This is a genomic window from Acinetobacter sp. YH01008 (genome assembly GCF_013420435.1).
GTDB classification, from domain to species: domain Bacteria; phylum Pseudomonadota; class Gammaproteobacteria; order Pseudomonadales; family Moraxellaceae; genus Acinetobacter; species Acinetobacter pseudolwoffii.
The window spans coordinates 44407-70539 of sequence record NZ_VOYD01000008.1 but is presented as its reverse complement, the minus strand read 5'-3'; the positions used below and the strand labels follow the sequence as shown (position 1 = coordinate 70539).

At 38.1% G+C, this 26133-nt stretch carries 18 protein-coding genes and 4 pseudogenes; 17 read left to right on the top strand and 5 right to left on the bottom strand.

Annotated elements, in window-relative coordinates; genetic code table 11:
• Positions 1-212: 212 nt before the first annotated feature.
• Both FTT75_RS06845 and FTT75_RS06840 read left to right on the top strand, forming a co-directional pair.
• A complete protein-coding gene (locus tag FTT75_RS06845) occupies positions 213-1181 on the top strand; it encodes a hypothetical protein (protein WP_180186157.1) in 969 nt (322 codons plus the stop codon).
• Positions 1162-1836 (top strand): hypothetical protein, encoded by a 675-nt coding sequence (locus FTT75_RS06840; RefSeq protein ID WP_180186156.1) that lies wholly within the window; start codon positions 1162-1164, stop codon positions 1834-1836. Before FTT75_RS06845 ends, FTT75_RS06840 begins: the two co-directional genes overlap by 20 nt.
• A gap of 221 nt (positions 1837-2057) precedes the next feature.
• Here FTT75_RS06840 and FTT75_RS06835 read toward each other — a convergent pair.
• Positions 2058-2293 (bottom strand): annotated as a pseudogene (locus FTT75_RS06835) (transposase); the annotation flags it as partial.
• A 127-nt stretch (positions 2294-2420) separates the two neighbouring features.
• Between FTT75_RS06835 and FTT75_RS06830 the strand changes: the two are divergent.
• Together FTT75_RS06830 and FTT75_RS06825 are read left to right on the top strand one after the other, a co-directional pair.
• Positions 2421-2873 (top strand): hypothetical protein, encoded by a 453-nt coding sequence (locus FTT75_RS06830; protein ID WP_180186155.1) that lies wholly within the window; start codon positions 2421-2423, stop codon positions 2871-2873.
• Between the two features lie 162 nt (positions 2874-3035).
• Positions 3036-3194 (top strand): annotated as a pseudogene (locus FTT75_RS06825) (transposase); the annotation flags it as partial.
• A gap of 70 nt (positions 3195-3264) precedes the next feature.
• Here the strand turns inward: FTT75_RS06825 and FTT75_RS06820 are convergent.
• Positions 3265-3576 (bottom strand): annotated as a pseudogene (locus tag FTT75_RS06820) (transposase family protein); the annotation flags it as partial.
• A 214-nt stretch (positions 3577-3790) separates the two neighbouring features.
• Here FTT75_RS06820 and FTT75_RS06815 point away from each other — a divergent pair.
• The 7 genes and pseudogenes from FTT75_RS06815 to FTT75_RS06785 all read left to right on the top strand — a co-directional run bounded on the left by FTT75_RS06815 (position 3791) and on the right by FTT75_RS06785 (position 11926).
• Complete coding sequence (locus FTT75_RS06815; protein WP_257230345.1) at positions 3791-4003, top strand: transposase; 213 nt, start codon at positions 3791-3793, stop codon at positions 4001-4003.
• A pseudogene (locus FTT75_RS15970) lies at positions 3984-4190 on the top strand (transposase); the annotation flags it as partial. The gene FTT75_RS06815 and the pseudogene FTT75_RS15970, both read left to right, overlap by 20 nt.
• Before the next feature lie 578 nt (positions 4191-4768).
• Positions 4769-8452 carry an ATP-binding protein gene (locus tag FTT75_RS06805; RefSeq protein WP_180186153.1) on the top strand — a complete coding sequence of 1228 codons (3684 nt, stop codon included), beginning with the start codon at positions 4769-4771 and terminating at the stop codon, positions 8450-8452.
• A 12-nt stretch (positions 8453-8464) separates the two neighbouring features.
• Positions 8465-9103 (top strand): hypothetical protein, encoded by a 639-nt coding sequence (locus FTT75_RS06800; protein WP_104469925.1) that lies wholly within the window; start codon positions 8465-8467, stop codon positions 9101-9103.
• Positions 9100-10344, top strand: coding sequence for a hypothetical protein (locus FTT75_RS06795; RefSeq protein WP_180186152.1), 1245 nt, complete (start codon positions 9100-9102; stop codon positions 10342-10344). Before FTT75_RS06800 ends, FTT75_RS06795 begins: the two co-directional genes overlap by 4 nt.
• Before the next feature lie 13 nt (positions 10345-10357).
• The gene (locus FTT75_RS06790; RefSeq protein WP_114837862.1) at positions 10358-11230 is read left to right on the top strand and encodes a DUF2399 domain-containing protein; all 873 of its coding nucleotides are present in this window, start codon (positions 10358-10360) and stop codon (positions 11228-11230) included.
• Positions 11231-11326: 96 nt separating this feature from the next.
• Entirely contained in the window at positions 11327-11926 is a 600-nt protein-coding gene (locus FTT75_RS06785; protein WP_180186151.1) for a DUF6088 family protein, read from the top strand.
• Between the two features lie 313 nt (positions 11927-12239).
• Here FTT75_RS06785 and FTT75_RS06780 read toward each other — a convergent pair whose 3' ends face one another.
• The 3 genes from FTT75_RS06780 to FTT75_RS06770 all read right to left on the bottom strand — a co-directional run bounded on the left by FTT75_RS06780 (position 12240) and on the right by FTT75_RS06770 (position 14357).
• Complete coding sequence (locus tag FTT75_RS06780; RefSeq protein ID WP_168526624.1) at positions 12240-13058, bottom strand: DUF3050 domain-containing protein; 819 nt, start codon at positions 13056-13058, stop codon at positions 12240-12242.
• Positions 13059-13698: 640 nt separating this feature from the next.
• Positions 13699-13944 carry a hypothetical protein gene (locus FTT75_RS06775; protein WP_180186150.1) on the bottom strand — a complete coding sequence of 82 codons (246 nt, stop codon included), beginning with the start codon at positions 13942-13944 and terminating at the stop codon, positions 13699-13701.
• A gap of 203 nt (positions 13945-14147) precedes the next feature.
• The gene (locus FTT75_RS06770; protein ID WP_180186149.1) at positions 14148-14357 is read right to left on the bottom strand and encodes a hypothetical protein; all 210 of its coding nucleotides are present in this window, start codon (positions 14355-14357) and stop codon (positions 14148-14150) included.
• Positions 14358-14587: 230 nt separating this feature from the next.
• On the opposite strand from FTT75_RS06770, the gene FTT75_RS06765 reads away from it, so the two are divergent.
• The 6 genes from FTT75_RS06765 to FTT75_RS06740 all read left to right on the top strand — a co-directional run bounded on the left by FTT75_RS06765 (position 14588) and on the right by FTT75_RS06740 (position 25538).
• The gene (locus FTT75_RS06765; RefSeq protein WP_180186148.1) at positions 14588-16915 is read left to right on the top strand and encodes a class I SAM-dependent DNA methyltransferase; all 2328 of its coding nucleotides are present in this window, start codon (positions 14588-14590) and stop codon (positions 16913-16915) included.
• Complete coding sequence (locus FTT75_RS06760; protein WP_180186147.1) at positions 16915-18276, top strand: restriction endonuclease subunit S; 1362 nt, start codon at positions 16915-16917, stop codon at positions 18274-18276. The genes FTT75_RS06765 and FTT75_RS06760 overlap by 1 nt, the downstream gene beginning before the upstream one ends.
• A gap of 187 nt (positions 18277-18463) precedes the next feature.
• Positions 18464-19381 carry an Abi family protein gene (locus FTT75_RS06755; RefSeq protein WP_180186146.1) on the top strand — a complete coding sequence of 306 codons (918 nt, stop codon included), beginning with the start codon at positions 18464-18466 and terminating at the stop codon, positions 19379-19381.
• Between the two features lie 34 nt (positions 19382-19415).
• A complete protein-coding gene (locus FTT75_RS06750; protein WP_180186145.1) occupies positions 19416-22679 on the top strand; it encodes a type I restriction endonuclease subunit R in 3264 nt (1087 codons plus the stop codon).
• Positions 22680-22706: 27 nt separating this feature from the next.
• Positions 22707-24758, top strand: coding sequence for a hypothetical protein (locus tag FTT75_RS06745; RefSeq protein WP_180186144.1), 2052 nt, complete (start codon positions 22707-22709; stop codon positions 24756-24758).
• A gap of 12 nt (positions 24759-24770) precedes the next feature.
• On the top strand, positions 24771-25538 hold the full coding sequence (locus FTT75_RS06740) for a hypothetical protein (protein WP_180186143.1): 768 nt from the start codon (positions 24771-24773) through the stop codon (positions 25536-25538).
• Positions 25539-26133: the final 595 nt, after the last annotated feature.

Below are 26133 nucleotides of genomic sequence, written 5' to 3'. Positions count from 1 at the left end.
GGCTAGATTGGTATGCGTATTTGTATGATGTACTGAATATATTGCCGACAATGAAAAGATAGCCAAAATTAAAAATATGAACGGGATGAAATATAAGGTTTGATTAATATTTAAACTCATATTGATTATTTTTATATTTTTTTAACCTACAACAAAGATTTTTTTCAAGTGCTGCTAGATTCAGGCACATCTATTAGTTTTAGAGGTGCAGTATGACAGCACTCAAAAAGGATGAGGATAATATTGTCTCATTCAACAAAGGTAAAAAAATGGCCGATAAGTTCGAAAAAGGCTATGTCATGTCCAGCCGGCTATACCGGTATGAGGTACGACCTTTTTTAACCGACGCTGCAAGAAATATCTATGCGGAGCTTGAAGATCGTATTAACGGCTTTCAAGACAAGGTCACTGACCACGTAAGCTATTCACAATTACAAGGCGGAAAGCTGCCTGGTTCTAAGAAAATGGGAACAGCTACAGTCAGAAGAGGTCTTAAGGAGTTACTAGATTTAGGTGTGATTTCGGTTGTTAGTGAAAAAAATAGAAAGGGTAATGAATACCAGATTAATGAGGTTTCACTAGTTGAGCACTTCCAAAATGAAAGCACTACTTCCAAAAGTGAAGCGCTTTCAAAAGTGAAGCGCCACTACTTCCAAAATGAAAGCGCTAGCACTTCCAAAACTGAAGACACAATAGAATTAATTTATAGAACTATATCTATAGAATTATTAATTAAGTCGCTTCGCGTCAAAAATCCGTTGAAAGCTAATTTCTATGCTTATTTAATCTTTGTAAAACAACAAAAAGCGCAAGCTGAAAAAGAACGCAAAGACAAAGCACGAAAGCTACCTTATGACGAAGTCATGAAGCTGACATCTGAAACATTCAAAAACCTCTGTGATTCTGCTCTCTGGGAGCAGTACGTTTCATTTCGTTCTCAAATAGCAAAAACAAAACTGACCAAAAATGCCCTGAATACGATCTATAAAGATTTCCAAAAGTGGGGATTTGAGAGAAATAATCAGGCTTTAAAAACATCAATCACTGGTAACTATCAAGGTCTGTTTGAGCCTAAGCCGCTATTCAAATTTACACAAAAAAATCAAAAGTCGTCTCGCTGGGATGAGATTCAACAGTTGATCGCAAACGAGGAGCAAGCTGATGACAGCTATGGTTTCTAATCCACAACATTCTATTCAATCAATTAAATCGGCTAATCTTGTTGGAATCCTAAAAGCAATTGTACCACGTTCCTTTGAAAAGACTTTTGACGGTATTCCTCTAGAGGCGATCAATCAAGCGATAAAAATCTGCATTAGGGGTCTGACTCGTGAACAGATCTTAACTGGATTGAATACGGTTCGTGATAGCGGTTTTTGTCCAGATCCAGCAATGTTCCGCAAATGGTGTCTTGGTATCACCGGATTTCACACTGAACAGCAAAGAGCTGCTGATTCATTCAAACGGCAACATGCTGCCTTATCGAATGTAATCAAGTGGTTTAATAATAAAAACCATCCAATTACTAATGCTGAAAAAGAAGCGTATGATCGCTGTTCTGAAATGTTTTGTGCAATTCAGTCTTCAAAGGATGTTGAAAGAGCCTGTAATCTAGCATATCAGGCATTTAAAGATAATTACATTGACGTAGTCAAAGAGTACGTTGAAAAAGGCAAGCATCAGGCGATTTGGAAGAAGCCAACGATTGTCGAGAAGAAGATTCTTGCTGATTATGGTGATGGCGTTGAGCTTAAACCCCACGATGTGCTTAAGGGCGACGAGCTTAAAAAGTGTCTTGAGGAGGCCAAAAGAAAAATCAAACGTGGGGCAGAGTAAGTTTTATGGGGAGATTTATTCTTAAGCTCTGGGTGACGTACCCGGTAGAGGCAAACGAGCTGGTCAAACTTCATGACGAAAGCTTTGATAAAGACTGGTTTGATGCATTGAGCTTTGAATTGAGAGTGAGGAATGCAGAGTTTCCGGTGATGCCTGAATATAAGAATCATCCATTTCGGGGGACTCAGCAATTATCACGACATCCAGTGTTTGAAAGGCTAAAGACTATCGAGTGTTCTATTTTGCCATTCTGTCACTTGTTCAATGACAGTATCCGTCACTTTACTAATAAGAGAGGCAGATCATCTGCATCGTACATTTCTTTAAAGAAAGCAACAATTTCTTTATTTGTCATTCCTTTCGCATATAGCGAAAGAATTTGATCATCTATGCTAGTAATGCGCGTTTGATGCTTCTTAATAATCTGTGGTTAAAAAGAGCCATCACGATCACGGGGGTATCTAAAGCAAGCTGGAGCATGAATAAATTTTGTAGCACCCATTGCTAAAAATATTGATCGAAGGTCTTGAAAAAATGAAAATACATGTTATCGTATTACGATCACTTTTAAAAAAGGATCATATATGATTCCAATGTTGGCTTCAGAACTCGAACAAGAAACAGACTGGCGTGTTATTAGCTGCGAAATATTAATGGATCGATCTCATACTAATACTGATGAGGTTTTTGGAAATATCGAGATAAAATCAAAAAATGGTATCTCAATATATTTTGGGTTTACTTCATATATGAACAAAGAAATCGAAATGGAAGAAATCCGTATTCTAAATGCAGATAATATTGAAATATGTGTGCATGACGATGATGAGGGAGATGTCTTCGCTGCCGCTCATGACATTGCATGTCAAACAAATTGGCGAAAAATAGCAATAAATATGAAATATGAAAAAGTTAAGAGGAAAGTCAAAAGTATAAGTTTTAATCTCGAGAATGAAGCTGATATTTTCTATTTTGCAGACAGTCAAAACGACTTTTCAAATTGGGTGAAAAATAAAATTTTAGAAGAAATAAGGTGAAAATCAGTAGCCGCCAATTTTTTAATTAAGGTTTAGGAGGAGTACAACTTACTACATTAAACTAGGTGGATTGGTTCAATAAGGAGTGTGTACCGTAAGCATCCAACCTATCCTATAAGCCTTAATTTGGTTCCCACTTATTTTTAAGTGGGGACTTAATTTATGACCACAAATATCCATGCATCAACCATATCTACTTCCAAAAAGCGAAGAACATACAGTGATGAATTTAAAAATAGTATTGTTCAAGCCTGTAAAGAATCCAACACTTCAATCGCCTCAGTCGCTTTGCAGTATGGTCTGAATGCAAATCTCGTATCTAATGGATTCGCCTTCTGGATGGCAGACAAACTCTGTACACTCGGCACTAATCACCCTCACTAAAATTTTGATTCCTTTTGGGTAATGCACAAATCCGTGATTGAATCAGAGCATTTTCAACTTTATGAATAGTACGATTCACATTACTTTCAGTGAGATTATAGTCAGCGGATAACTCAATTTGAGTCCTATAACAGCGTAAGTAGTTTAAAGTTAACAATAATTGATCCTCTAAACACAAAGAATGCGGCCTTCCAGATTTTTTCTTGGCAAGTTCAGCTTTTTTTAACACGGAGATCATTTTTAAGAATAATGGGCGAGCAACTCCAACGAGTCGTTTAAATTTCCCATCGTTAAATCGAGTTAAATTTTCATATTTCATAGGGCGAGTATAAACAATTTTTTACTTTCGCAAGGTCTAATCTAATACCAAAGTAAGCGTCCGCTGAACTCCACTTTTTCTGACTCATTAATATCGCGATAGTGTCCACTTAAATTTTGAAGTGGACACCTATTTATGGATTTAAAGACAGTCTCAGACAGTACACCAACACTAAAAAAACCGCCGAATCTTTACAGCTGAATTTAAACAGCACTTGGTCGGGCTGTGCCAGCAGCCAGACACATCAGTGGCCAAGGTAGCAATGCAACATCAGGTCAATGCCAATCTGTTGCATAAATGGATTCGCCAGTCCAGATCAATTCCCCCTGCATTAACAACCCCATCCAGTCTACAGGTCGACTTTCTTCCCATTGTGCTGCATTCGACTCCAGTCAAAGAAGAAGCACCTCCGCCATGCACGTCGTAAATTCTATGAACTGCATGTGACCGGGAAAAGTCAGGTCGCTGAACAGGCATTAGTGCTGATTCAGAAACTGTATGCCATAGAAGCAGAATTAAGAAAAAAGACTGATGGTACAGCGGAACAACGCCGCGAATACCGGCAACAGCACAGTCAACCGGTGATGCAACAACTGTATGAATGGCTCACCCAAGCATTAGATAATGCTTGGCGATGCAGAGCTAAGCCGACAGGCGTGATATTCCATACTGACCAAGGCAGCCAGTATAAAAGTCATCTGTACAGGCATAGGCTGCAACAATATGCGATGGTACAAAGTATGAGTCGCAAAGGCCTTGCGCAGTATACTGCTCATGGGATAATGCACCTACAGAAAGGTTATTTAGAAGTCTTAAAATGGAATGGATACCGAAACTTGGCTACCACTCCTCAACTGGATTTGATCAAAAAATGTAAGGTTTATAAGAAGAAGACCCAGATCGAGTGGATTTGATCAAAAAAAGTATTACATTTTTTTTGACACGATTCCCTTAGGTAACCCCCAAATTCATGCTAAAAAAAATGCAAGGTTTGTTGGCTTGGAAATTGGTTGTCTCAAGCATTAGTCCCTAAAACTATTACATTTTTTGATACTATCTTCTAAGATTACCTAATAATGTATATGGCTAAATGTATTGCTAGGTTTGAATTTTTTTTACTGGGCATTTGAATAAGATAAAAGGGTAGATTGCCCTAAGCAATATTGAATAATTCTTCTGGGAAAAATGTTAAATGAATGACTTGCATGAATTGAATGGCCTAAAAAATATTTATCTCTATGATTCATACTTACCAAATAATTCTACAAAAATTGAATTAGGTGAAGGAAATTCTAATTTAACGGGTGCAAATGGTGCAGGAAAAACCTCTACCTTAAATTTAATCCCAATATTTTATGGGGCCCGTCCAGACAGATTAATGGATCGCTCTGCCAATAAACTCAATTTTACAGATTATTATCTCCCTCATGCGCGTAGCATGATTGTGTTTGAATACAACACACCGATGGGACTGTGCTGTGCTGTTTTTTACCGTAATCAGGATAAACAATGCTATCGCTTTATTCAGGGCAGCGCATCTGAGACTGTTTTTTCAAAATCTTCTATCGAATTCCATAAGCAACACAAGACGGTAAAAAGTCTGTTGCAAGAAATTGAAATTAAAGGTTATTACGTCAGTAAACAGATCGACAATAGCCTGGATTATGTAGCGGTTCTAACTAGCGATAAAAAACGTCTGAATCGTGATTTCAAATTGAGGGATCTTGCTTCTATTTTCTCTCTTAGCGGTAAAGGCCATGAATTAAAGCATATTGGGGCATCCACCCAGATCACCCTAAATAAAACTAACCTGTTAGATAACTTCAAGCTCATGTTGGTTGATGCTTTTTTAGAAAATGAGCAGATGATGAATCAGCGCTCAAATACGCTGAATTCTTCCAGCCTCATTGCTGATGTTCAGACATTACGGGAGTTTGATAAGGAAAAGCCAAAACTGCAACTGGGGATCGAGCAGCGACATGCTTTAATGCAGACTTACTCTTTGCTGGAGGCTTATCGAGGTCAGGCACTCAATAAACTAGAGTTTAATAATACGACAATCGCACAGCTTCGTTATCAGAGAAGCCAAACTATTGAACATGCCAAAGCTGGATTAAAGGTGATTGAAAATGAGATTATTGCGAATAGCTCCAATGAATCACGGGCGAAAGGTGAGTTGGAAGGTTTACAACATAGTTTAGCTTTAATAGAGGAAAACGAGCAGAAATATAAAAATGCTGACATTCTGAAAAAACAGGAAGAATTCAGTAATCTTGCTAAGTACAAGCAGGAAGCTGAAGATGCGCGCCGTTATGTGGATGAGTTAGAGAAGAACCAGAAAGAAATTGTTCATAAATTTGAAAAACTTAAAAATAATGCCTTGGAAGAAAAAGACCGAGATTTAGCTGCTATTCATGAACGTAAGAATGAGGTTTCTAATTTAATACACAATTTGCAACAGGATAGGTCTCATGCAGTAGATCAACTGGCTTTGGATGAAAAAAATGAGCTTAATGCTTTCGAGCAAAGCAAACAGAATGAGCGCAAATTTTATGAAGATGAGGTTGATCACTGCAACAATTTGATTGCTGAAGCATCTAATCATACTCAGGAAGAGCAACAGCAAATCGAAGAGTACCAGCTGAATCTACACACTCACCAAAAAGCGATACGGAATAAGGAACAGCAACTCAACACAGCAAACGCTGATTTATCACGCCTAAAAAGCGAGCACACTCGAGCTAATGTAGATTTTGATTCAGCTAAACACCATTTAGATAAATCTACACAAACGGAACATCAGTTAAGAGATATCTTGTATCAGAAAAATACATTATTGAGCTTTCTGAAACAATGTCCTGAAGACGATTGGAAACACAACATTGCCAAACTGATTAATCCTAAATTATTTTTGCATACCGGGTTGAAGCCTTCTTGGGACTCAGAACAACAAAGCGGACATGTTAGTTTCTATGGCCTTCATCTTGATACTTCCAAGCTGGATCTTCCGGTTGAAGCCGAATCACTCAATGAATTGGAGCAGCGCCTTGCAAAGGCAACCACTATTTTGGAAGAGGCTAAAGAAAAATACAGCCATACTGAAAAAGCAGTGGCTGCAGCTGCCAAAGCAGTTCAGAATTTTGAGCTAAACCTCATTAAATTACAGAATGAGCTGCGTCAATGCCGAGAAACATTTGATAGTACCCAGCGTATATTTGAGCAATATAAGCAAAAGATCCAAACAAATGTAATGGATCGGAGAAAATTAGCTGAAGGACAACGTGATCAGGCTCGTCAGCGATTAAAATTATTCAATCAACAAGTAAATGTAGAACGCCAAATGATTCATGATCGTTTTGGCAATGAAAAAAACCAAATTCAGCAGAGTTATGATTTCAAAATTAAAGAACAATTAGAACGTAAAGCAATGTTGGATGAAAGATCTAAATCTGTGATTCATAAATGTGATAATAAACTCATAGATCTTGAATCTTTACGTAATAGTGAATTGCAGCAAAAAGGTTTGGATACTACACTTTATCAAAAGGCACAGGATCAGCTAAAACAACTGAACCATAAATGTCATATCGTGAAAGATTATGAAATCATCTTGATGCAGTACAAGATTTGGTTCGAGCAGGAATACTCTCGTAAAACGGGGATCTGCACCTTAATCGGAAATCTCGAACAAGAAATTTATGCTTTCCGACAAAATTTTGACAAACTGAATGTCAAAACCGAAAAACTTAAAGAACAATCACGTCATGAAGTTAACCTTATTGAAAGCAATCTTCAGCAGGTTGAAGAGGAAAATACCAAGATAGCCTCTTTAAGAAACCGTATTAATTCAGTACTGGAAGGTATTCCGCATATTGAACAGCTTGAGGTTGCTGAGCCGGTTAGTTTTGAATGGTTTTACCGGAATACTGAGGATCATCTTAATCGTCAGAAAGAACAGCTCAAGGAGCTGAAACAATCCCTCAATACAGTACTAAGTATTTTACGCCAGAATAGTGATTTCGAGCTCTACAAGCAGTGGGAAAATCGTATGGCGCTGTTAGGTAATGTGAACACCACCACATATGATCTTTACGGTATGAAAGAAATCGAAAATATGCTGTTGGTGGATATTCCCACTAAAGAAAACCTCACGATCAATAGTTTTAAACTGGCTGCTTATGATTTACGTAATTATGGGCAATCTTTGGCTAAATTCCGCCGTAAGCTGAATGCGATATCTAAGGATCTTACGGAGCAAACCAATACAACCAATCCATTTACAGCGTTAGGTAATATTCAGATTGAATTACTTTCTGTACTTGATGGCCTCAATGTCTATGAGCAGTTAGATCGCTTTGAAAAAGATCTGGATGAAGAAGCGATTCAGGAATCATCTCAGCTCATACTACCGAGTGAGAAGCTAATACGGTCATTTGAATCAGCTGTTAAAGCATTAGAAAAGTCGAATGTTCAGACTGACGATATCCGCTCTTTAGTCAAACTGCGTATCAGCTATGAGGAAAATAACCGTAAGGTTTATGTGAACAATGATTCTGATTTGCTTTCCGGCAGTAGTACTGGTTTATCACGATTAATTGTCATTATTATCTTTACGGCTTTAACACGAAAACTATGTCCAGATATCAATACAGTCATCCATGTACCACTCGATGAAATCGGCCAGTTTGATTCACAAAATACAATGCGATTATTCGAGTTGATGCAAAAGCAGAATATTTATCTGGTCTGCGCTCAGCCGAACTTATCCAGTGAATTAAGTGAAAGCTTTGTGCATAAGAATGATATCGACCGAAACTTCGGTATACGCAAGTTTAAAACCCAGAAAAACGAAAAACCTAATCCGCTTTTAGCCTAGTGGGGACCTATTATGCAAATTGCTAAATCAATTTTTTCTGACATTGTAAATGTTTTAATTTCTGGGGGAATTATTGATGAACATGTCCACAAAGATCTCTACCACAAGCTCCAAGATGATCTGGTCTTGGAGGAAATAAATAATTATCTCGATTGGATGGGAAAAAAGTGTGTCCGTACCAAAGATAATTATGGGTTCTACTGTGTCTTTAGTGAAAGTCGCAAGAACAAAGCAACCCGTGAACTTCTAAGAAAACAGTTCAGCGAAATTGTGTCGAAAATGGAGCCCTTGAATGACTGGCTTCGCTTATGCCGTTCAATAAAAGACAATAGCCGTATCATGCAATGTGGGGATACGGTGACTTATGGTGAACTCATCACTGAGGTTGAACGATCTCCACTTATTATGTCGCAACTCAAAGAGTTAGTCATCAAATTAGGTAAGGCATCCACCTCACCCAAAGAGCAGATTAGCTCTGTGCTTCAATACCTTGTCAGCAATCAATATCTGCATCCAACCGGTAACACTGGCACGACTTATATTGCGACAGCTAAGTGGTCTGTTTTCTATGATGAGCTAGAATACATTTGTACTTTTAATGGCATCAATTACGATGAAATACCTGAACCGGAGCAGGGCGAGCTGATATGAGTGAGTTGGAATATCCAGCAGCCAAAGCGGCAAAAGCGCTCAACAACTACATTGAGCATATCGGTAATGCGATTGTATTTAACAACGCAATTGTGCCTGTAACTGATGACAATGAGTATTTAATCAAAGTATTGAATAAAGCAGAACTTGGCTATTTCAACACTGAAAAAAATGGCTTTAACTTATACAACCACGTGATTTCATTCGTAACGTATTATGAGAAAAAACGTAGGGTTACTGACAGCTCTAAACAGATTCATAAACTTATTTCAGATATTCGTGCCAATATCAGTGAATTTGAAACGACCAAACTCAAAAGTGTAGAAGATGCTGAAATTTATAAGGATGAAATTAGTGAAGGTATTGTTGAATTAGCCAATACTATTTTTGAGAGCTGCTATGATTTCTCCACCCAAGCACTTCAAGACCTGGCATTGTTTAACAATCTTGAGGTCCGTATTCAACGCATTGAAAAAACCATCAGGATTTTAAGTTCATTGACTGAAGTGATGGGCGCACTTTCAACCAACGCAATGCTTGAGCTTGGTGCTTCAGATAAAGATCTTGAAAGTTTGGTGGTAAATAAGCTGATCCCCGTATTCATTATCTGTAGTAAAGAGGTGAAATACAGTGCTTCTAAATTAAACAAGCAGTTGTTTGATTGGAAACAAGAATTATCTTCGCAGAAAAAAAGCAACATGGTGGATGCTTTCCACCGCTTTTTAAAAGGAAAATCTACATTAAACCTGGAGTTTGATGAAGCGACGGCGTCAGAAGTTTTTTATCATGTGCCATGCAGTGAACTCATCAGCTATGCAGATCTGGATGCTGATGAAGAACAGGAAACGCTACGTGAACTTGGCTCAAAAGTATTTGCCAAGCGTGAAAAACGGATAGAGCAGAATAAAAATCAAGAAAATCTGCCAGATGTTAGAGAAGGGAGTGAGGTTGTTGAACAGCCTTTAACTGCTTTAGAAATTGCTACGAGTAATTTCTTTGATGCATTGCTTGTGGATGGGGGAAAACATCAACAATTGAGTGGCGTTGAAACATATGAGCTGCTAATGCCAGGATGCGATATCGATTTTTGGCTGATCGCTTTAACCAGCCACTATAGAAACCGATTCAAAGATAAATTGAACATGGAATTTGTCGAAACTATAGATCCTATATTTGATGGAAATAGTTGTGTATCTGATGTCATCCTTTCTCGAACTGATAAATTGCAACAGATTGCCTGATAGGAGAACATGAGTGACATTTGGTATACGTGAACTATCGGTAATTCAGACGGCATTGCAATTAAAAAAGCGGTCTATGGCATTCAATAAAACCTGGCAAAAAGTTCATCAGGATTATCAGATTGGTACGGTCCATGGTAAGGAGCTTCACCTTACATCCAAAGAACTGGAGTATTTGGAGCGCTGTATCTATGCAAAACAGGTTAAAGTCGCTCCTGAACAGTCTCTGAATTTAGAATCTGATCGTATGGATTTGTTAAACTTTTTGAAAGATGAAAAGTCTGGTGGATATTCTGTATTCGGCGATCAACTTGTATTTGCATCGGTGCATGCAAAATTGCCATTAAAACAGGAAGAGGTAACGATTGGATATAAGGGCTTAGTGCCCACGGTTCATGCCCATGTGTTGTGTTGCAATAAGATTGAAAAACTGATTATTGTTGAAAATGGAACGATGTTGACGAGACTGTTTGATTGGTATGAACAGCTACCTGAAAAATGGCAAGACAGTCTATTTTTATATCGTGGTCAGGGTCAAAATGCACGTCAGGTGTTTGAATTACTAGCCAAACTTCCCGAACATGCTGAAATTGCATTTTATGGTGATTTTGATCCATTCGGGTTGAACATCGCTGCTCATTTCCTTAAACGTAGAACAATGTCGATATTAATTCCTGAATGCTGGAATGAAATCAACCGAAACCATGTGGACAATAACACTACGAAATTTTTTGAACAGATCCATAAAAGTCATGATCTTTATACTGATACTGTTCAGCCTTTAGCTATTAGAAATTTGTATAGGCATATACACATCAATCAAATTGCTCTCATGCAAGAAAATGTGAATCGGTTAGGGCCTTTAATTGAGTTAAAGGTTGATTGAAATTCAGTTAATATCTATTTTAAAGAAATATTTAAATAAAAATATTTAGTGATAAATTGTTTTTTAATTGTAGTATTCAAAAGGGATTTGGTAAGAGTGGAAAAAATATTTTTACAAATACAAAGAATGAAAGTTGGGCATGTTTTTGTTATTGATGATTTGAGTTTTTCTTGTAGTAAAAATAATGTATATAGAGTTTTGAGGAGGCTGAAAAAAGAAAATGTTATTAATGTCGCTTATAAAGGTATCTATTACAAAATAGAATATTCTGAATTTTTAGGAGGGAGAAAATTACCACCTGATACAATGGATGTGATTAAAAAGATAATTGAAAAAAATAAAGAAGTTATACAATTACATGGTGCAGATGCAGCTAACCGATTTCGTATAAGTACTCAAATGCCGCTAACAAGAGTTTTTCTAACCAGTGGTTATTCACGCGAGATTCATATATGTGGTGCTAGGGTTAAGTTTATACATACAAGTAATAAAAGATTATTACAGTACCCAATGCATGATATTGGTTGGGCAATAGCATGTCTTTATTACTTGGGTAAAAATTTAGTCGATGATAAAGTACTTGAAAAGATAAGAAATCATATAGGTGATAAAAATTTTAATATATTAAAAAATTCAGATATTAATATATGGGTGAAAAAATCAATTTATAAATATCAGTTAAATAAAAACCTTTGATTTTAAAATTTGTTTATGTAATTTTTATAAATACTCGATTACAATTTATACAATTTATACAATTTATACAATTTATACAATTTATACAATTTATACAATTTATACAATTATAAATATAAATCTCCCTTACGGTAAGCAACTAGATTGTGTGGGTGATTTTTAGGAAGCCCATTTAAAAAATGGGCTTTTCGATAGAGTCAAAGACTTTTACAATCTGACTCACTAGCTAATACAGACTGTGAGAAAGAGGGGTGTCGTTTTACTGAGTTGAATGAACCACCTCTGAAGAGCTGTTAGGTCAGTTTTCACATGATTAAGCTGATAGCTGCTGCAATTCATAATCTGCCTTGAGTTGCGCTTCCAGAGCATCCCACAGTTCAATGCGAAGTTCTGCCGATTTAATTGCACTATCGAACAGCTCATGCCAAGAATTTAAATCTTCTTTAAACTGGTCGTTGATGATTCTTTTCACCGCGGGTCCGTGTTTGTCACCATCTAACTCAATATGACGATTCAGATAATAAACAAAGGTTTCAGCATCAGCTTGGTTAATATCCCAGGTATTGAGCAAATGGCTAAACATTTCAGGGATGGAGTCTTCACGACCATAAAAGAAACTGGCAAGAACCTGAGAGGTTTTACCATTCAGAGCTGTTTCAATAGTGAAATTCACGAAATTCTGAATAGCAGGGGCAACTTCCAAGTTTTCTAAAGCGTCAGCTACCGCTATTTGTGCACTCTGGCTGCTTTGTTGTACTGTTTTGATAAATTCATCAATTTTTGCGGTTGAAGCACCAATTTCTGACATTGCAATCAGGTACATTTCAAAATGTGAACAAACTTTACCGTTAGGCAGAGAATCAGTTTCTTCTCCTAGAATAATTTCATTAATCAAATGGGCTGCTTTTGAATTCTCGTTTGGCATCCATGGTAATGTAACGCACGTTAAGTCTTGCTGTAATCGCTTTGCCAATGACATAAAATCCCATACAGCGAAAACATGCCATTCCATAAATTTCTGCAAATCGTTCACATTTTTAATGCAAGAAAACACATTATGTTCTCGCATTTCTTTTAGTTTTAATGAAAGTAATGCTTGTTTATTTTCAAATTCTACAGGTACTTGAAACATATTTTCCTCGGATCTTATTTAAAAATAATGTATTTTATAAAGAACTAAAAGATTAAATTTTATCTTTAGTGTGATTTATAATAGGTATTATAATAAACCTATTGGATTAGTCAAAACTTAAGCGGAAAAATATTTGATTATTAAGATATTATTAAAAATTAAAAAAAAGAGAAGATCAGAATTAAGCAATAAGTATAATAGACTTTTCTTGAAAGAGTTAATTTAAGAGTGCCAAATTTACCATTATCGAAGTTAAAATCATTCTTAAATAAAACCGTTTTCGTCTATTTTTATAATGCTCTGTTAGTATTCTAAAACATTTAAGTTGACCTGCAATTCGCATTGTTTTCAGCTTGGTTGTATTTTTAAGATAACTGAATTTAAGTTCGATGATGGTTTAAATGTTTAAAAGTTAATGAGAATTTATCTTTAAGCATGAAGAGGAGGGTCTTTGAGATTTTTTTCTTTGCAAGTTCAACCTGTTGTAATAATAATGGGCCAGAAACTCCAACGAGTCGTTTAAATTGTTCATCATTAAATCGAGTTAAATTTTCATATTGCATACGGCGAGTATAAAGTATTTATAATTTAGCTAGAAATTTATTACAGATGAATATAAAAAACAGGATAGAATCCTGTTTTAGTAATTTGCCATTGACTCTGGTATTTTTTCAAAGAACTTTTTTCTAATCTCTTGTTTTGTTAGTTTCCTGTCACTTTCTTCTAACAGTCGATCTAGCCAGATTAAGAGCGCATCATGATTCTTATGACAGTGATTAACAGCTAGAAATTTACTTAAACCATAGCCATCTTGAATATTCAAATCTAGAATCAGTGAATAACCAATTTGTTTAATTTTAGGATTAATAAAAAGATCATTTTTCATTTTAAATTCTCTATTGATTAAAATAAAACTTTAATATTTATTGTTTAAAATTGCACCATAGAAACTTTTTGATAGTTCATAAAAAATACGAAAGACAAAAATATTTTGATGAGCTATCCGTTATGCTTGAATTTCTAAGAGTTGTTTAAAAAAACAATTAAGCCTGCTGTTACTCACCGTAGGATTTTATGAAATTATTTTTGTTAGCTCATAAAATCCCATTTGCTTTTCTGGGGTGTTCGGATAAAGCAGACTGCTCGAGTGCCTGAAGCAATATATTTTTCCTGACAGCGCTTTGTTTCCTCAATGGTCTGATCAACCCACTGAGTTTCGATGGCTATTTGGGCTTTATTGATGTGCAAGAAATTGTGTTCCCAGTTTTTTTCTTGTGAATCGCGGGTGTCTGGCAACATGGCATAAACATGCTGAGGTTTTTATATTTATCTTTCAGTCTCATCCATTGCTCGTCATTCAGCGTGAAACTGTAGATTTCTTTATTTTCAACAATACCGAGAAAGCCGATTGTTATACTAAATTACCGTCTTTTGTCCCATTTTTAGGCTAGTAAAATCCTTTGTAAATCAGGCACAATGAAACTATAAATTTCAAGTTTTTATAGCCTGAGTGCTAGCGGTATTTTTTAATGACAAATAATAATTTTTCACAAGTAGCAGCTTTTATCTGGTCGGTTGCCGATCTCCTGCGTGGTGACTTCAAACAATCGCAATATGGTCGTGTGATTTTACCGTTTACGCTGTTGCGCCGTTTAGAGTGTGTACTTGAAGCGAGTAAGGCAGATGTATTGGCAGCCAATGAAAAAGTGAAACTCATGCCACTGCCAGAAGAAGCCAAAGAAAAGATGCTGCTGAAGGCAACCAATGGCCTGTCATTTTTTAATACCTCCGAGCTGGATTTAGGCAGCCTGGGTCAAAAAGATATCCGTTCAAACCTCAATACTTATATTCAAAACTTCTCCAAAGATGCACGTGAAATCTTTGAACACTTTAAGTTCGATGAATTTATTGGTCTCCTGGATGATGCCAACTTGCTTTACAAAGTCGTTCAATATTTTTCAGACCCTAAAATTGATCTCAGCCCAAAAAATATATCTAACCATGAAATGGGCTTAGTGTTTGAAGAGCTGATCCGCCGTTTTGCCGAAGGTTCAAATGAAACCGCAGGGGAGCACTTTACCCCGCGTGACATCGTTCGCTTAACCACAGGCTTGGTATTCAGCAAGGATGATGATGTGCTGAATGGTGACGGTATTATTCGGACTATTTACGATCCGACGGCGGGTACGGGTGGATTTTTATCCTCAGGTTCTGAATATGTCTATGAGCATAATCCAGATGCGGTGATGCGCGTTTTTGGTCAGGAGTTAAACCCTGAGTCTTATGCGATCTGTAAAGCAGACATGCTGATTAAAGGTCAGGACGTGCGTAATATCAAATTGGGTAATACGCTATCCAATGACCAGTTGGCCTATGAGAAGTTTGACTACATGCTATCGAATCCGCCATTTGGGGTGGACTGGAAAAAGATCGAATCGGACATCAAAGACGAGCATGAGCAAAAAGGCTTTGAAGGGCGTTTTGGTGCAGGCTTGCCACGTGTATCGGATGGTTCTTTGCTGTTTCTGATGCATCTGATCAGCAAGATGCGCAATAAAGACGACAGCACGGCGCAAGGCAGTCGTATTGGTATTATCTTGAATGGTTCACCATTGTTTACAGGCAGTGCGGGCAGTGGTGAAAGTGAAATCCGCCGTTATATTTTAGAAGCAGATTTGTTGGAAGTGATTATCGCGCTACCCACCGATATGTTCTATAACACCGGTATTGCGACTTATGTTTGGGTACTCAGCAATAAAAAAGAGACTCAACGTAAGGGCAAAGTACAGCTGATTGATGGTAGTAACCTGTACAGCAAAATGCGTAAGTCGCTTGGCTCTAAACGTAATGAAATGAGCGAAGATGATATCGCGATGATTACCCGCAGTTATGGTGACTTTGAAGTGACAGATGCGCGTGAACTGGATAAACCCGCAGAGGTTAAATCTAATCGTGGTCGTCAATCGGCTAATCCTAAAAATGAAGCTGCTAAAACCTTTTCCAGTAAAATCTTTAACAGTTACGAGTTTGGTTACCGCCGTGTGACTATTGAACGTCCATTGCGTTTATCTGCTCAGGTGAGTGATGACGCCGTGGCATCGTTACGTTTTGCACCGAAGCCGTTTAATGCGGTGATGCAAAAGGTCTATGCGCAATACGCTACGAACTGGACAGAAGACACTTATGGTCAGCTTGACGAGTTTGAGGTGGAAATCCGTGCGCTGATTAAAGCGGAATTTAGCGAGCTGAAAGAAAAAGATATCAAGACCGTGCTTGAGCCAAAACTGTGGTTAGAGCAGCGCAGTTTGATGCGTAAAGCCGAAAGCCTGCAAGCGAAGATGGGTACGGCGCAATGTGATGACTTTAATATCTTTGATAATGTACTCAAGCAAGCGTTAAAAGATGCCAATGTTAAATTGGAAACAAAAGAGAAGAAGCAGTTCTTAGATGCGATCACATGGAAAAATGTCGATGCTGAGCCAGTGATCAATAAAGTCATTAAAGGTGCAGAAAATCCGCTTTACGGTCAGTTTGCTTATAAAGGCAAAGTGGTTGAGTTTGTGCAGGATGGTGATTTGCGTGATGCGGAAAATATTGCGCTTGACCCAAGCCAAAGCACCACGGATTTAATCGAGTCTTACTTTAAGCGTGAAGTCCAACCGCATGTGCCTGATGCATGGATTAATGCCGATAAGCGTGATGCGCAAGATGGTGAAATTGGTATTGTCGGTTATGAGATTCCGTTTAACCGTCATTTTTATGTGTATGAGCCGCCACGTGATTTAGCTGAGATTGATTCAGATTTGGATGTAGTGAGCCGTGAAATTATGGCACTTCTACAAGAGGTGCATTCTTAATGGCAAAGTATCAGAAATATGCTGAATATAAAGATTCAGGGGTTGAATGGTTAGGTGAGATTCCTAATGATTGGGAAATGTGGAAATTGAGCCATGCTTATACCGAGATTGGATCAGGTACAACTCCTTCAACCTCTAATGAAGAAAACTTTGAAGGAAATATTCCTTGGGTAACAACAGGTGAGTTGAGAGAAAATCTAATTTTAGATACTAAGAAAAAGGTATCTCAACGAACAATAGAACAGTTTCCGACTTTAAAAAAATACCCTATTGGTTCAGTAGCAATAGCAATGTATGGCGCAACTATTGGACGATTGGGAATTTTTGGTATTGAAGCCACAACAAACCAAGCGTGTTGTGTAATGACGACTTCAAAAGTATTGAATAATAAATATGTTTTTTATTGGTTGCAGGCATTTAAGAATGAAATTATTCAATTGTCATCAGGTGGTGGGCAACCGAATATCAATCAGGAAAAAGTAGCATCATTAAAAATTTCAGCTCCATTTTTTGAAGATCAGATTAATATTGCCAACTTCCTCGACTATGAAACTGCACAAATTGACACTTTAATTGCTAAACAAGAAAAGCTGATTGAACTGCTGAAAGAAAAGCGTCAAGCCGTGATTAGCCATGCCGTCACCAAAGGTTTAAATTCTGATGTAGCGATGAAAGATTCAGGTGTGGAATGGTTAGGGCGAGTGCCTGAGCATTGGGAAATTCTTAAATTTGATTATGCTATAAATACAGTCAGTGATATTGATCACTATATGCCTAGCTCGGTAGATGTGGGTATTCCCTATATTATGACGGGCGACTTAAAAGACTTCGTCAGCGATATTGATTTTGAAAGTTGTAAGCAAGTTGCATATTCTGATTATCAGAAATTATCGAGAAAAATTAAAACAACTAAAGACGATATTATTTTTGCTCGATATGCAACGATTGGAACATTATCTTACGTAGATATAGATAAAGAATTTTTAGTTTCATATTCATGTGTAACTATCAAATCTAATTCGAATAGAACAACTGGGAAGTACTTATCTTACTATCTGAAGTCTCAAGCTTTCCTACAAGCCATTCAGCAACAAATTAACTCGAATACTCAAGGTAATGTAGGTGTTGATAGTCTAAGAAATGTCAAAATTATTCTACCTTTGTTATCTGAACAAGAGAACATAATTGAATTTCTACAAGCTGAATTGATCAAAATGGATAATTTAATCAATAAAGCCGAATCAGCCATTCAACTGATGCAAGAACGCCGTACAGCCCTTATTTCATCTGCGGTTACAGGAAAGATCGACGTACGCAACTGGCAACATCCCAATGAGGCTAAAACGGAGTTAAGCCTATGAATATTCTCAGTTGCCTCAAACAAATGTGGAATCAAGCAGATACAAAAAATCATTGCATAAATAATTGCAATGATTCACTATATGCTCAACAACACCCGACAAGGCTAGGCAAGCAATTGCATCCTCAAACTGTCGGGTTACTTGTTTCTGGAGCCCTAAAAAATATAACAATCAGGGCAAGCCATCTATGAAATCTTTTAACAAGCCTGCCAAAACCTTTGCTGAACAAATTGAGCTATTAAAAGCGCGTGGCATGCAATTTGCCAATGAGCAAGATGCGCAATTTTACCTAGAGCAAATCAATTATTATCGCTTAGGTGCCTACTGGCTTCCGTTTGAATACACCCATTCACCACATTGCTTTAAACCAGAGACCAGTTTTGAACAGGTGTTAGCGCTGTATGTATTTGATCGTGAATTAAGGTTACTCATCCTGGATGCCATAGAACGCCTGGAAGTTGCCGTTCGCACCCGTTTCGCCTATGAATTGGCACATCGGCATGGTTGTCATGCCTATCTACAAGGGCAATATTTTAAACCCGCCTTTAGATGGCACAAATTATTAGAATCACTTGAAGGTGAAGTAGGCCGAGCAGACGAAGTCTTTATCGAACACTATAAACGCACTTATGATGAGCCCGAATTACCACCAATCTGGGCCACCTGCGAAGTCATGAGTTTTGGGCAACTGTCTAAATGGTATCAGCTCTTGGCACCGATTCAGACACGTAAAGCCATTTCCAGTCATTTTGATTGCGATGAAAAACAGTTTGAAGGGCTGTTACAGCACTTTGTTTACCTAAGAAATACCTGTGCCCATCATTCAAGACTATGGAACCGAAAATTTACCAAAACCATTGCTAAGCCACGCAGTAAGCCAATGGGGCTTCGGGTGCAATGCAATTTTGAAAATACCAACGCAGCAGATCGAAAAATTTATAACAGTCTGGTATTTCTACTCTATTTCATGGACAAAATCGCTCCGCAGCATACATGGCGTAAACGTCTGGTTGATCTACTTTTGACACATCACAACATATCAAAAACAGCGATGGGCTTCCCTGAAGATTGGCAAAGCTATCCAGTTTGGCAAATAGAACCGTAATAAAGAAATTTGAGTATTTAGGGGTAGGGGAAACATGAGATCGGATGCAACTTTAGAAACTATCTTCCAGAAAGATATTATTACGCAAATGCAATCGCATGGCTGGATTGTGGGTTCTGCGCAAGGCTACAATTGTGAAAAAGCCCTGTATGAGCAAGATGTACTCGACTTTGTCCAAAAGACCCAACAGGTCGAGTGGCAGAAATTTAAAAACATCTTCCCCAATGATACCGAACGCCATTTTTTAGATACCGTGGTGGCTCAGCTTAAAAAAGCCGATATCAATGCCACCGATGTTGAATCCCGTAGTTATGGCACATTAGGCATACTCCGTCATGGCATCAAAACCCGTGGCACACGCTTTTCATTCTGTCAGTTTAAACCTGAACATGGTCTAAACCCCGAACTGAATCAACGCTATCAGCAAAATATCTGCCGTGTCGTGCCTGAACTGGTGTATAGCCCATACACATCCAAAGCCGAATTAGAGGCAACAGGTAAACAAGCCAAAAAATGGCGAATTGACCTGGTGCTGTTTATCAATGGCTTTCCTGTGGCGACTCTGGAACTCAAGTCCGAGTTTAAACAGGCCGTGCAAAATGCCATGACACAGTACCGAAAAACCCGACTGCCCAAAGACCCTGAAACCAATAAGCCTGAGCCCTTGCTGATGTTTAAACGCGGGGCATTGGTGCATTTTGCCGTGAGTCAGTATGAAGTCTATATGGCGACGCATTTGAATGGTGACAGCACCTACTTCCTGCCATTTAACAAAGGCACCAAGGAACAAGGTGCAGGCAATGATGTGCCTGAAGATGTGAATGAATACGCCACAGGCTATTTATGGAATGAAGTCTTAACCCCGGATAGCTTGCTGAATATTTTGGGTAACTTCATTCATTTACAGATTGAAGAAAAGGAAGACTGGGAAGGGCGTAAATACAAAAAAGAAAGTCTGATCTTCCCCCGTTATCACCAATGGAAAGTGGTGAATAACTTGGTTAAAGATTCATTGGCTGAAGGCACAGGACAAAAATACCTGATTCAGCACAGTGCAGGTTCAGGTAAATCCAACTCGATTGCATGGACGGCGCATCAGTTGTCCAGTCTGTATGATGCCAACAATAAAAAGATGTTTGATTCGGTGATTGTGGTGACAGACCGAACCATCCTGGATGCACAGCTACAAGATACGATCTATCAGTTTGAACATGCCGATGGCGTGGTGGGGCGGATTAACAATAAAGAAGGTGATGGCTCAAAATCAGAGAAACTGGCCAAAGCCTTGGAAATGGCCCAGCCGATTATCATCGTCACCATTCAGACCTTCCCGTTTGTACTGCGTGCCATTGAAAACAGCACCAGTTTAAAAGAACGTAAATACGCCGTCATTGCCGATGAAGCCCATTCATCGCAAAGCGGTTCCACGGCACGTCAGCTCAAAGAAACTTTGATGATTGAAGAGCGTGATGAAGATGAACAGCTTTCTTCTGAAGATGTACTCGATGCGGTGATGGCATCACGTAAGGGCAGTGCAAACCTAAGCTTCTATGCCTTTACCGCAACCCCAAAGGATAAAACCTTACAACTGTTTGGACGCTTGCCCGATCCAAGCATGCCGCCGTCTAAAACCAATATTCCTGTGGCATATCATGTCTATTCAATGCGCCAAGCGATTGAAGAAGGATTTATTCTGGATGTGCTGAAGAATTACACCAACTATAAAGTGATCTATAAGCTGAAGCAGAAGATCGAAGAAAAAGATGCTCAGGTCGATGCCAAGAAGGCCAAGACCAAGCTGAATCAGTGGGTACGCTTACACGATCATAATATTTCGCAAAAAGTGCATATCATCATTGAGCATTTTAAGAAAAATATTATGGGTTTACTCGGTGGACAAGCCAAAGCCATGGTGGTGACCAGTTCTCGTAAAGAAGCGGTACGCTATAAACAAGCCTTTGATAAATACATTACTGAACAGAACTATGCCAACATTCAAGCCATGGTGGCATTCTCAGGCGATGTAGAATTTAATGCCAATGATGCAGACAGTAGTCATCTGTTAGGTCAGAAATTTACTGAAAGCAATATGAACCCGAATATGAAAGGTCGTGAGATGCGTAAGGCATTTGATAGCGATGACTTTCAGGTGATGATTGTGGCGAATAAATTCCAGACCGGCTTTGACCAGCCAAAACTGTGTGCCATGTATGTCGATAAGAAATTGGGTGGCGTGGAATGCGTACAGACCTTATCGCGTTTAAACCGGACCTATCCTGCGAAATCTGAAACAGGCACCTTTGTGCTCGATTTCTTTAACGATCCACAAGACATTCTCGATGCTTTCCAACCGTACTATCAAACAGCAGAACTGGCGGATGTATCCAATCCCGATCAGGTTTATGATCTGTTTGAAAAGCTGAAAGCCTCAGGTATTTTCCTCTGGACTGAAGTAGAACAGTTCGTTGAGGCCTTCTACAGCAAAAATAAATCCAGTGCAGCCCTCGCGAACATCTGTAAGCCAGCTTTACAACGCTGGCAGCATCGTTATCAACAAGCCATCAATGATTATGATGTCACCAAGAACCGTTTAGAACGCTGTAAACAGACAGCTGACGCCGTACTGATAGCTAATGCTGAAAACGAATTTGCAGAAGCGAAGAAAGCCCGTGATGCGCTGGAAATCTTTAAAAAGGATTTAGGCAGTTTCACCCGGTTCTATGAATTTATGTCTCAGATCGTGGAATATGACGATCAAGAACTTGAGAAGCTGAGTCTTTTTGCGCGTAACTTACGCCCAATGCTACGTGAACAAGCTGCGGATGAAGATGAGATTGATCTGAGTAATGTGGCAATGAGCCATTACCGCTTGTCTAAGCTTCGTCAGCAGGATATTCAGCTTAAAGCAGACAGTACTGAGCATAAATTGGAGCCTGGGAATGATTTGGGTACAGCAAAGGCGAAAGACAAGAAAGAAGACTTCCTGTCGGTGATTTTAAGCCGTGTGAATGAGATCTTTATCACGGATAAGCTGACGGATAAAGACATGATTAATTATGTTCATACCGTGGCAGATAAGATGTCTGAAAACGTACGGATGATGAAGCAGATCCAAAACAATACCCGTGAACAGGCGATGCTCGGTGAGTTTGATACGGCGCTTGATGACGCCGTATTGGATAGCAATGATGCACATACTGAGCAAATGACACAGCTCATGAGCGATCCTGCAAAGATGAGGCAGTTTGCGCATATTATTTATGATGTGTTGATCAATAAAGAACAGAAGAATTTTTAAGAAATAGTTTAAATGTTAGGGGGTAATGTGAATACGGTTTCCAAAATCAAATATGACGATCAAAAAGAAATAAATGTATTAAAAGTGCAGTTAATCGAAGTAAATCAGAAACTACTTGCTTATGGTGATGTAGAGGATACTTTATATGAGGCTATAGAAGAGCAGAATTGGTTTACTTTTAAAAATAAGCCATTTGTTGTATTTGATCGTAGAACTGGTTTTTTATTTCCAAATTTTAACCACGTTAAACATGTTGCCTATCGTGAATGGAACGAGGTAAAAAAATCTTATGGGCCTAACGATATTGAAAAAGGGCGATGGGAAATTCTATCTGAGATTTTTTATTATGATGAGAAAACTGATAGAACTAAAGGTTCATATTTTTTTAAACAAGGCTCACATAATTTAAAATTAGACTATCCAAAAAAATTTAGAGGATCTAAGGCGACTGGCATATTTATTTCAAAGCATATAGATAAATTAGGCCAATTAAAAAAGATTAACTATATAACAGGCTTCAGCGCAAATGATTCTTTTTCTTGGTATGTCACAGGAAATTATCAGAATTACTTAAACCATAGTGTATTCCCTGTACTGAGGGTATTGAATAATCCAAAATTATTACCAGATCATCCGAGTATGATCGGAAGGGAAAAAAGCAAAATAATTTTGAATTTCTTTATAGATAAAGGATGGATGCCGATTTTTGAGCCCTTCTTGGATCAGTTTCACAATGAATCCAATGTTGATTATCAGAACAGATTGAATATAGCTAAGAAACAATGTGATGAGTACAATAGCATTTTTGAAATTTACTATGAAAAAAGACAATTAGAGAAAAAACTTTTGGGTCTTGGTCTAACTTATGATGATCTGTCAAATGCGGCGGTATCAAATGTGGGTAAAGTGTCTTATGACTTTCTTGTTGAAATACAAAATTATAATATTGATGAAATCAATAAATCTGTGTGGCAGTACAGTCTTTCTGCACAAAAATGGCTGAATAGTCTTTTAGGTAAAATTGATGAATGGGAAAATGACAATCTAGATCTAGTGAAGACTGCCCTTGAATTAAAGCAGGAGCTAGATAAAAAGATAACTGTAAGTATGAATGTGACTGCTGAAGAAAAGCAGTTACTTGAATCGCAATTGCAACAGCTAAAAAAACGTCTTGATATAGGCTTAACGCCGTTGCGTTCAAACTTAATTAATTTATTTTCAGAATCTCAGCAGATTTCTCTCAATTTAGAGCAAACCAATACATTGGTGGGTTTGGCACAAATTGAGCAACAATTGCGTCCAAGTTTTGAACTGCTTGCAGAACATACTGCAATACTCTGTACCAAGACATTAAAAGAAATGGAATGGTTGGATCAATCATTGGATTTTGTGAAATCAATAGTAAGCGTTCTGCGTAAATCAGCAGAGGATTACTTCATTCTGGTAGATAAATATCAGCAGGACTTAATGCAGTTAGGTCTAGATAACAGTATTGAATCGGAAGAAATTGCAAAATGGTTTGCAGAATGGCGCAGTGAGCGTTTATCCCTTTTAAAACAGATTCAGCCTTTGTTGGATGCTGGCTTAAACAAACTTATAGATGAACAAACTGTACTTGATGTTCTGCCTTGTATTGAACAGTATCAGAATGAATTGGATCAGTTTTATTTGCAAAAGCGTTTAGGTATTCATACAACTTACGCATTCCAGCCGAATGGTCATCGTCAAGAGAAGCTTGAAAAAGAGCAAGAACTCACCAAGCTTGTTCATCAGTTTATGCAGCAGTTGGAAAAGGTCATCTTTAATACCAAAACAACGGCGCAAAAGATTTGGTTAATACGTTTTAGTGAAGCTTGGCAGCAAGGCGTGGTCAATCAAATCACAGATTTTCTAGCCAAAGAACAACTTATAGAACGTGATGACGTTCTTCTGATCATGAGTGACGAATTACGTAAAGTTCAACAGCAGAACTTAGCTGCATGTTTGCAGGATGCTCAAAGCTATAGTGAAGCATTGGCACAACGAGAAAAAGACGTAAATACATTGATTTTTAAAATGCGTAAAGCATTACAGAAATAAAAGGGGATAGGTGTGAGTTTTCTAGGTGATTTAGTCGGTGGTGCCGTTAGTTTTGCCAAAAGTGTTTTTAGCGGGTCTTCGGGTAGCACAGGAGGAGGGCATGATCGTGATTATGGCGGTTCATATTCAACATCTACAAGCTCGACCGTGACCAATTACGATCCAGATAAGGTGGAAGTTGCTAAACTGGAAAATGAACGGGTCGATTTAGTAAAAAATGCTCAGCTTGAATTGATGGAAGTCAATGCTCGTCTTGAAGCAGTGATGATTGAAGCTCGATGCAAAGGCTTTCAGGCGATGCAAGGCTCAATGATGCAAATGCTTAAAGAGGTCAATTTGCTCGCTGAAGAGCGTTTGGTTCTCTTGGAGAATGGTAGTCAGGAACAAGTTCAGAAAGTTGAAGCAATGTATGCTGATCTGGGAAAAGACATCGAAAATGACGACTTTATGTTTTCAAAAGTTCCACAGATGTTGGATATAGCAAACAAATTCCCAGAGGAATCAGACAGCCGAAAACTTTATATGAGTGGTATTGATCGAGAAATGGCAAAGCATTTTGATTTCAAGACAGAACAGTTGAAGAAACTGAATGAACGTTGTCATATTGTCGTTGCCTCTGTGGTTGAGAGTAAAAAGCAAATGCAGGCCCATATTGATACTGTCATTTCTAAACGTATTGAGCACATTGAACAGGTGATGCATGTAAATGCACAGCTTCCTTATAATGCAAGGGCGCAGATTGGTAGTAGCGATCAATTAAAAATTGAGCAGAAGTCTTAAATTAATTTATGTCTGGCTATTAAAATAGGTTAAACCTTATTTCAAACAAACGCCTGATGAACTCCATTGGGCGTTTTGTATTTTAATAAGGATTGTTACCAAACTCATGGATGAATTTATTGAATTGGTTAAACAGTTTACGATCAAAAGTATAAGCGATGGTTTGCTTCTTTAGATCAAGTATCTTGGCAAAAGATTAAAATTTTATAGAAAGTGATGAAGTCTCCGACAAACCCGGTACGGTTCACCAATGCTTTCACTTTAGGATGTCTCATTCCTCTTCAGTCTGTTTAATAAGCTGACTTTTAAGACGAAGGATTGCTTTCTTTGCCTCAAGCAGCTCATGTTCATCAGGGTTGTTGCGTAAAGGCTGTACCGGCCTTTAGCCATTTATAAATACTGTGCTGTGATGTGATACACCTAAGCATTCTGCTAGATCAGTGACGTAATATCCACGTTCGGTAATCAATTTAACCAAGAATAGACGAAATTTGTCTAGGAGCCTGGTGGCAGTCCATTTCATCTTTATGTGTGTCTAGAATTTTGGTGGCTATTCATATTTTATGTGCAGGCCATACAATTGGATTTCATGTAA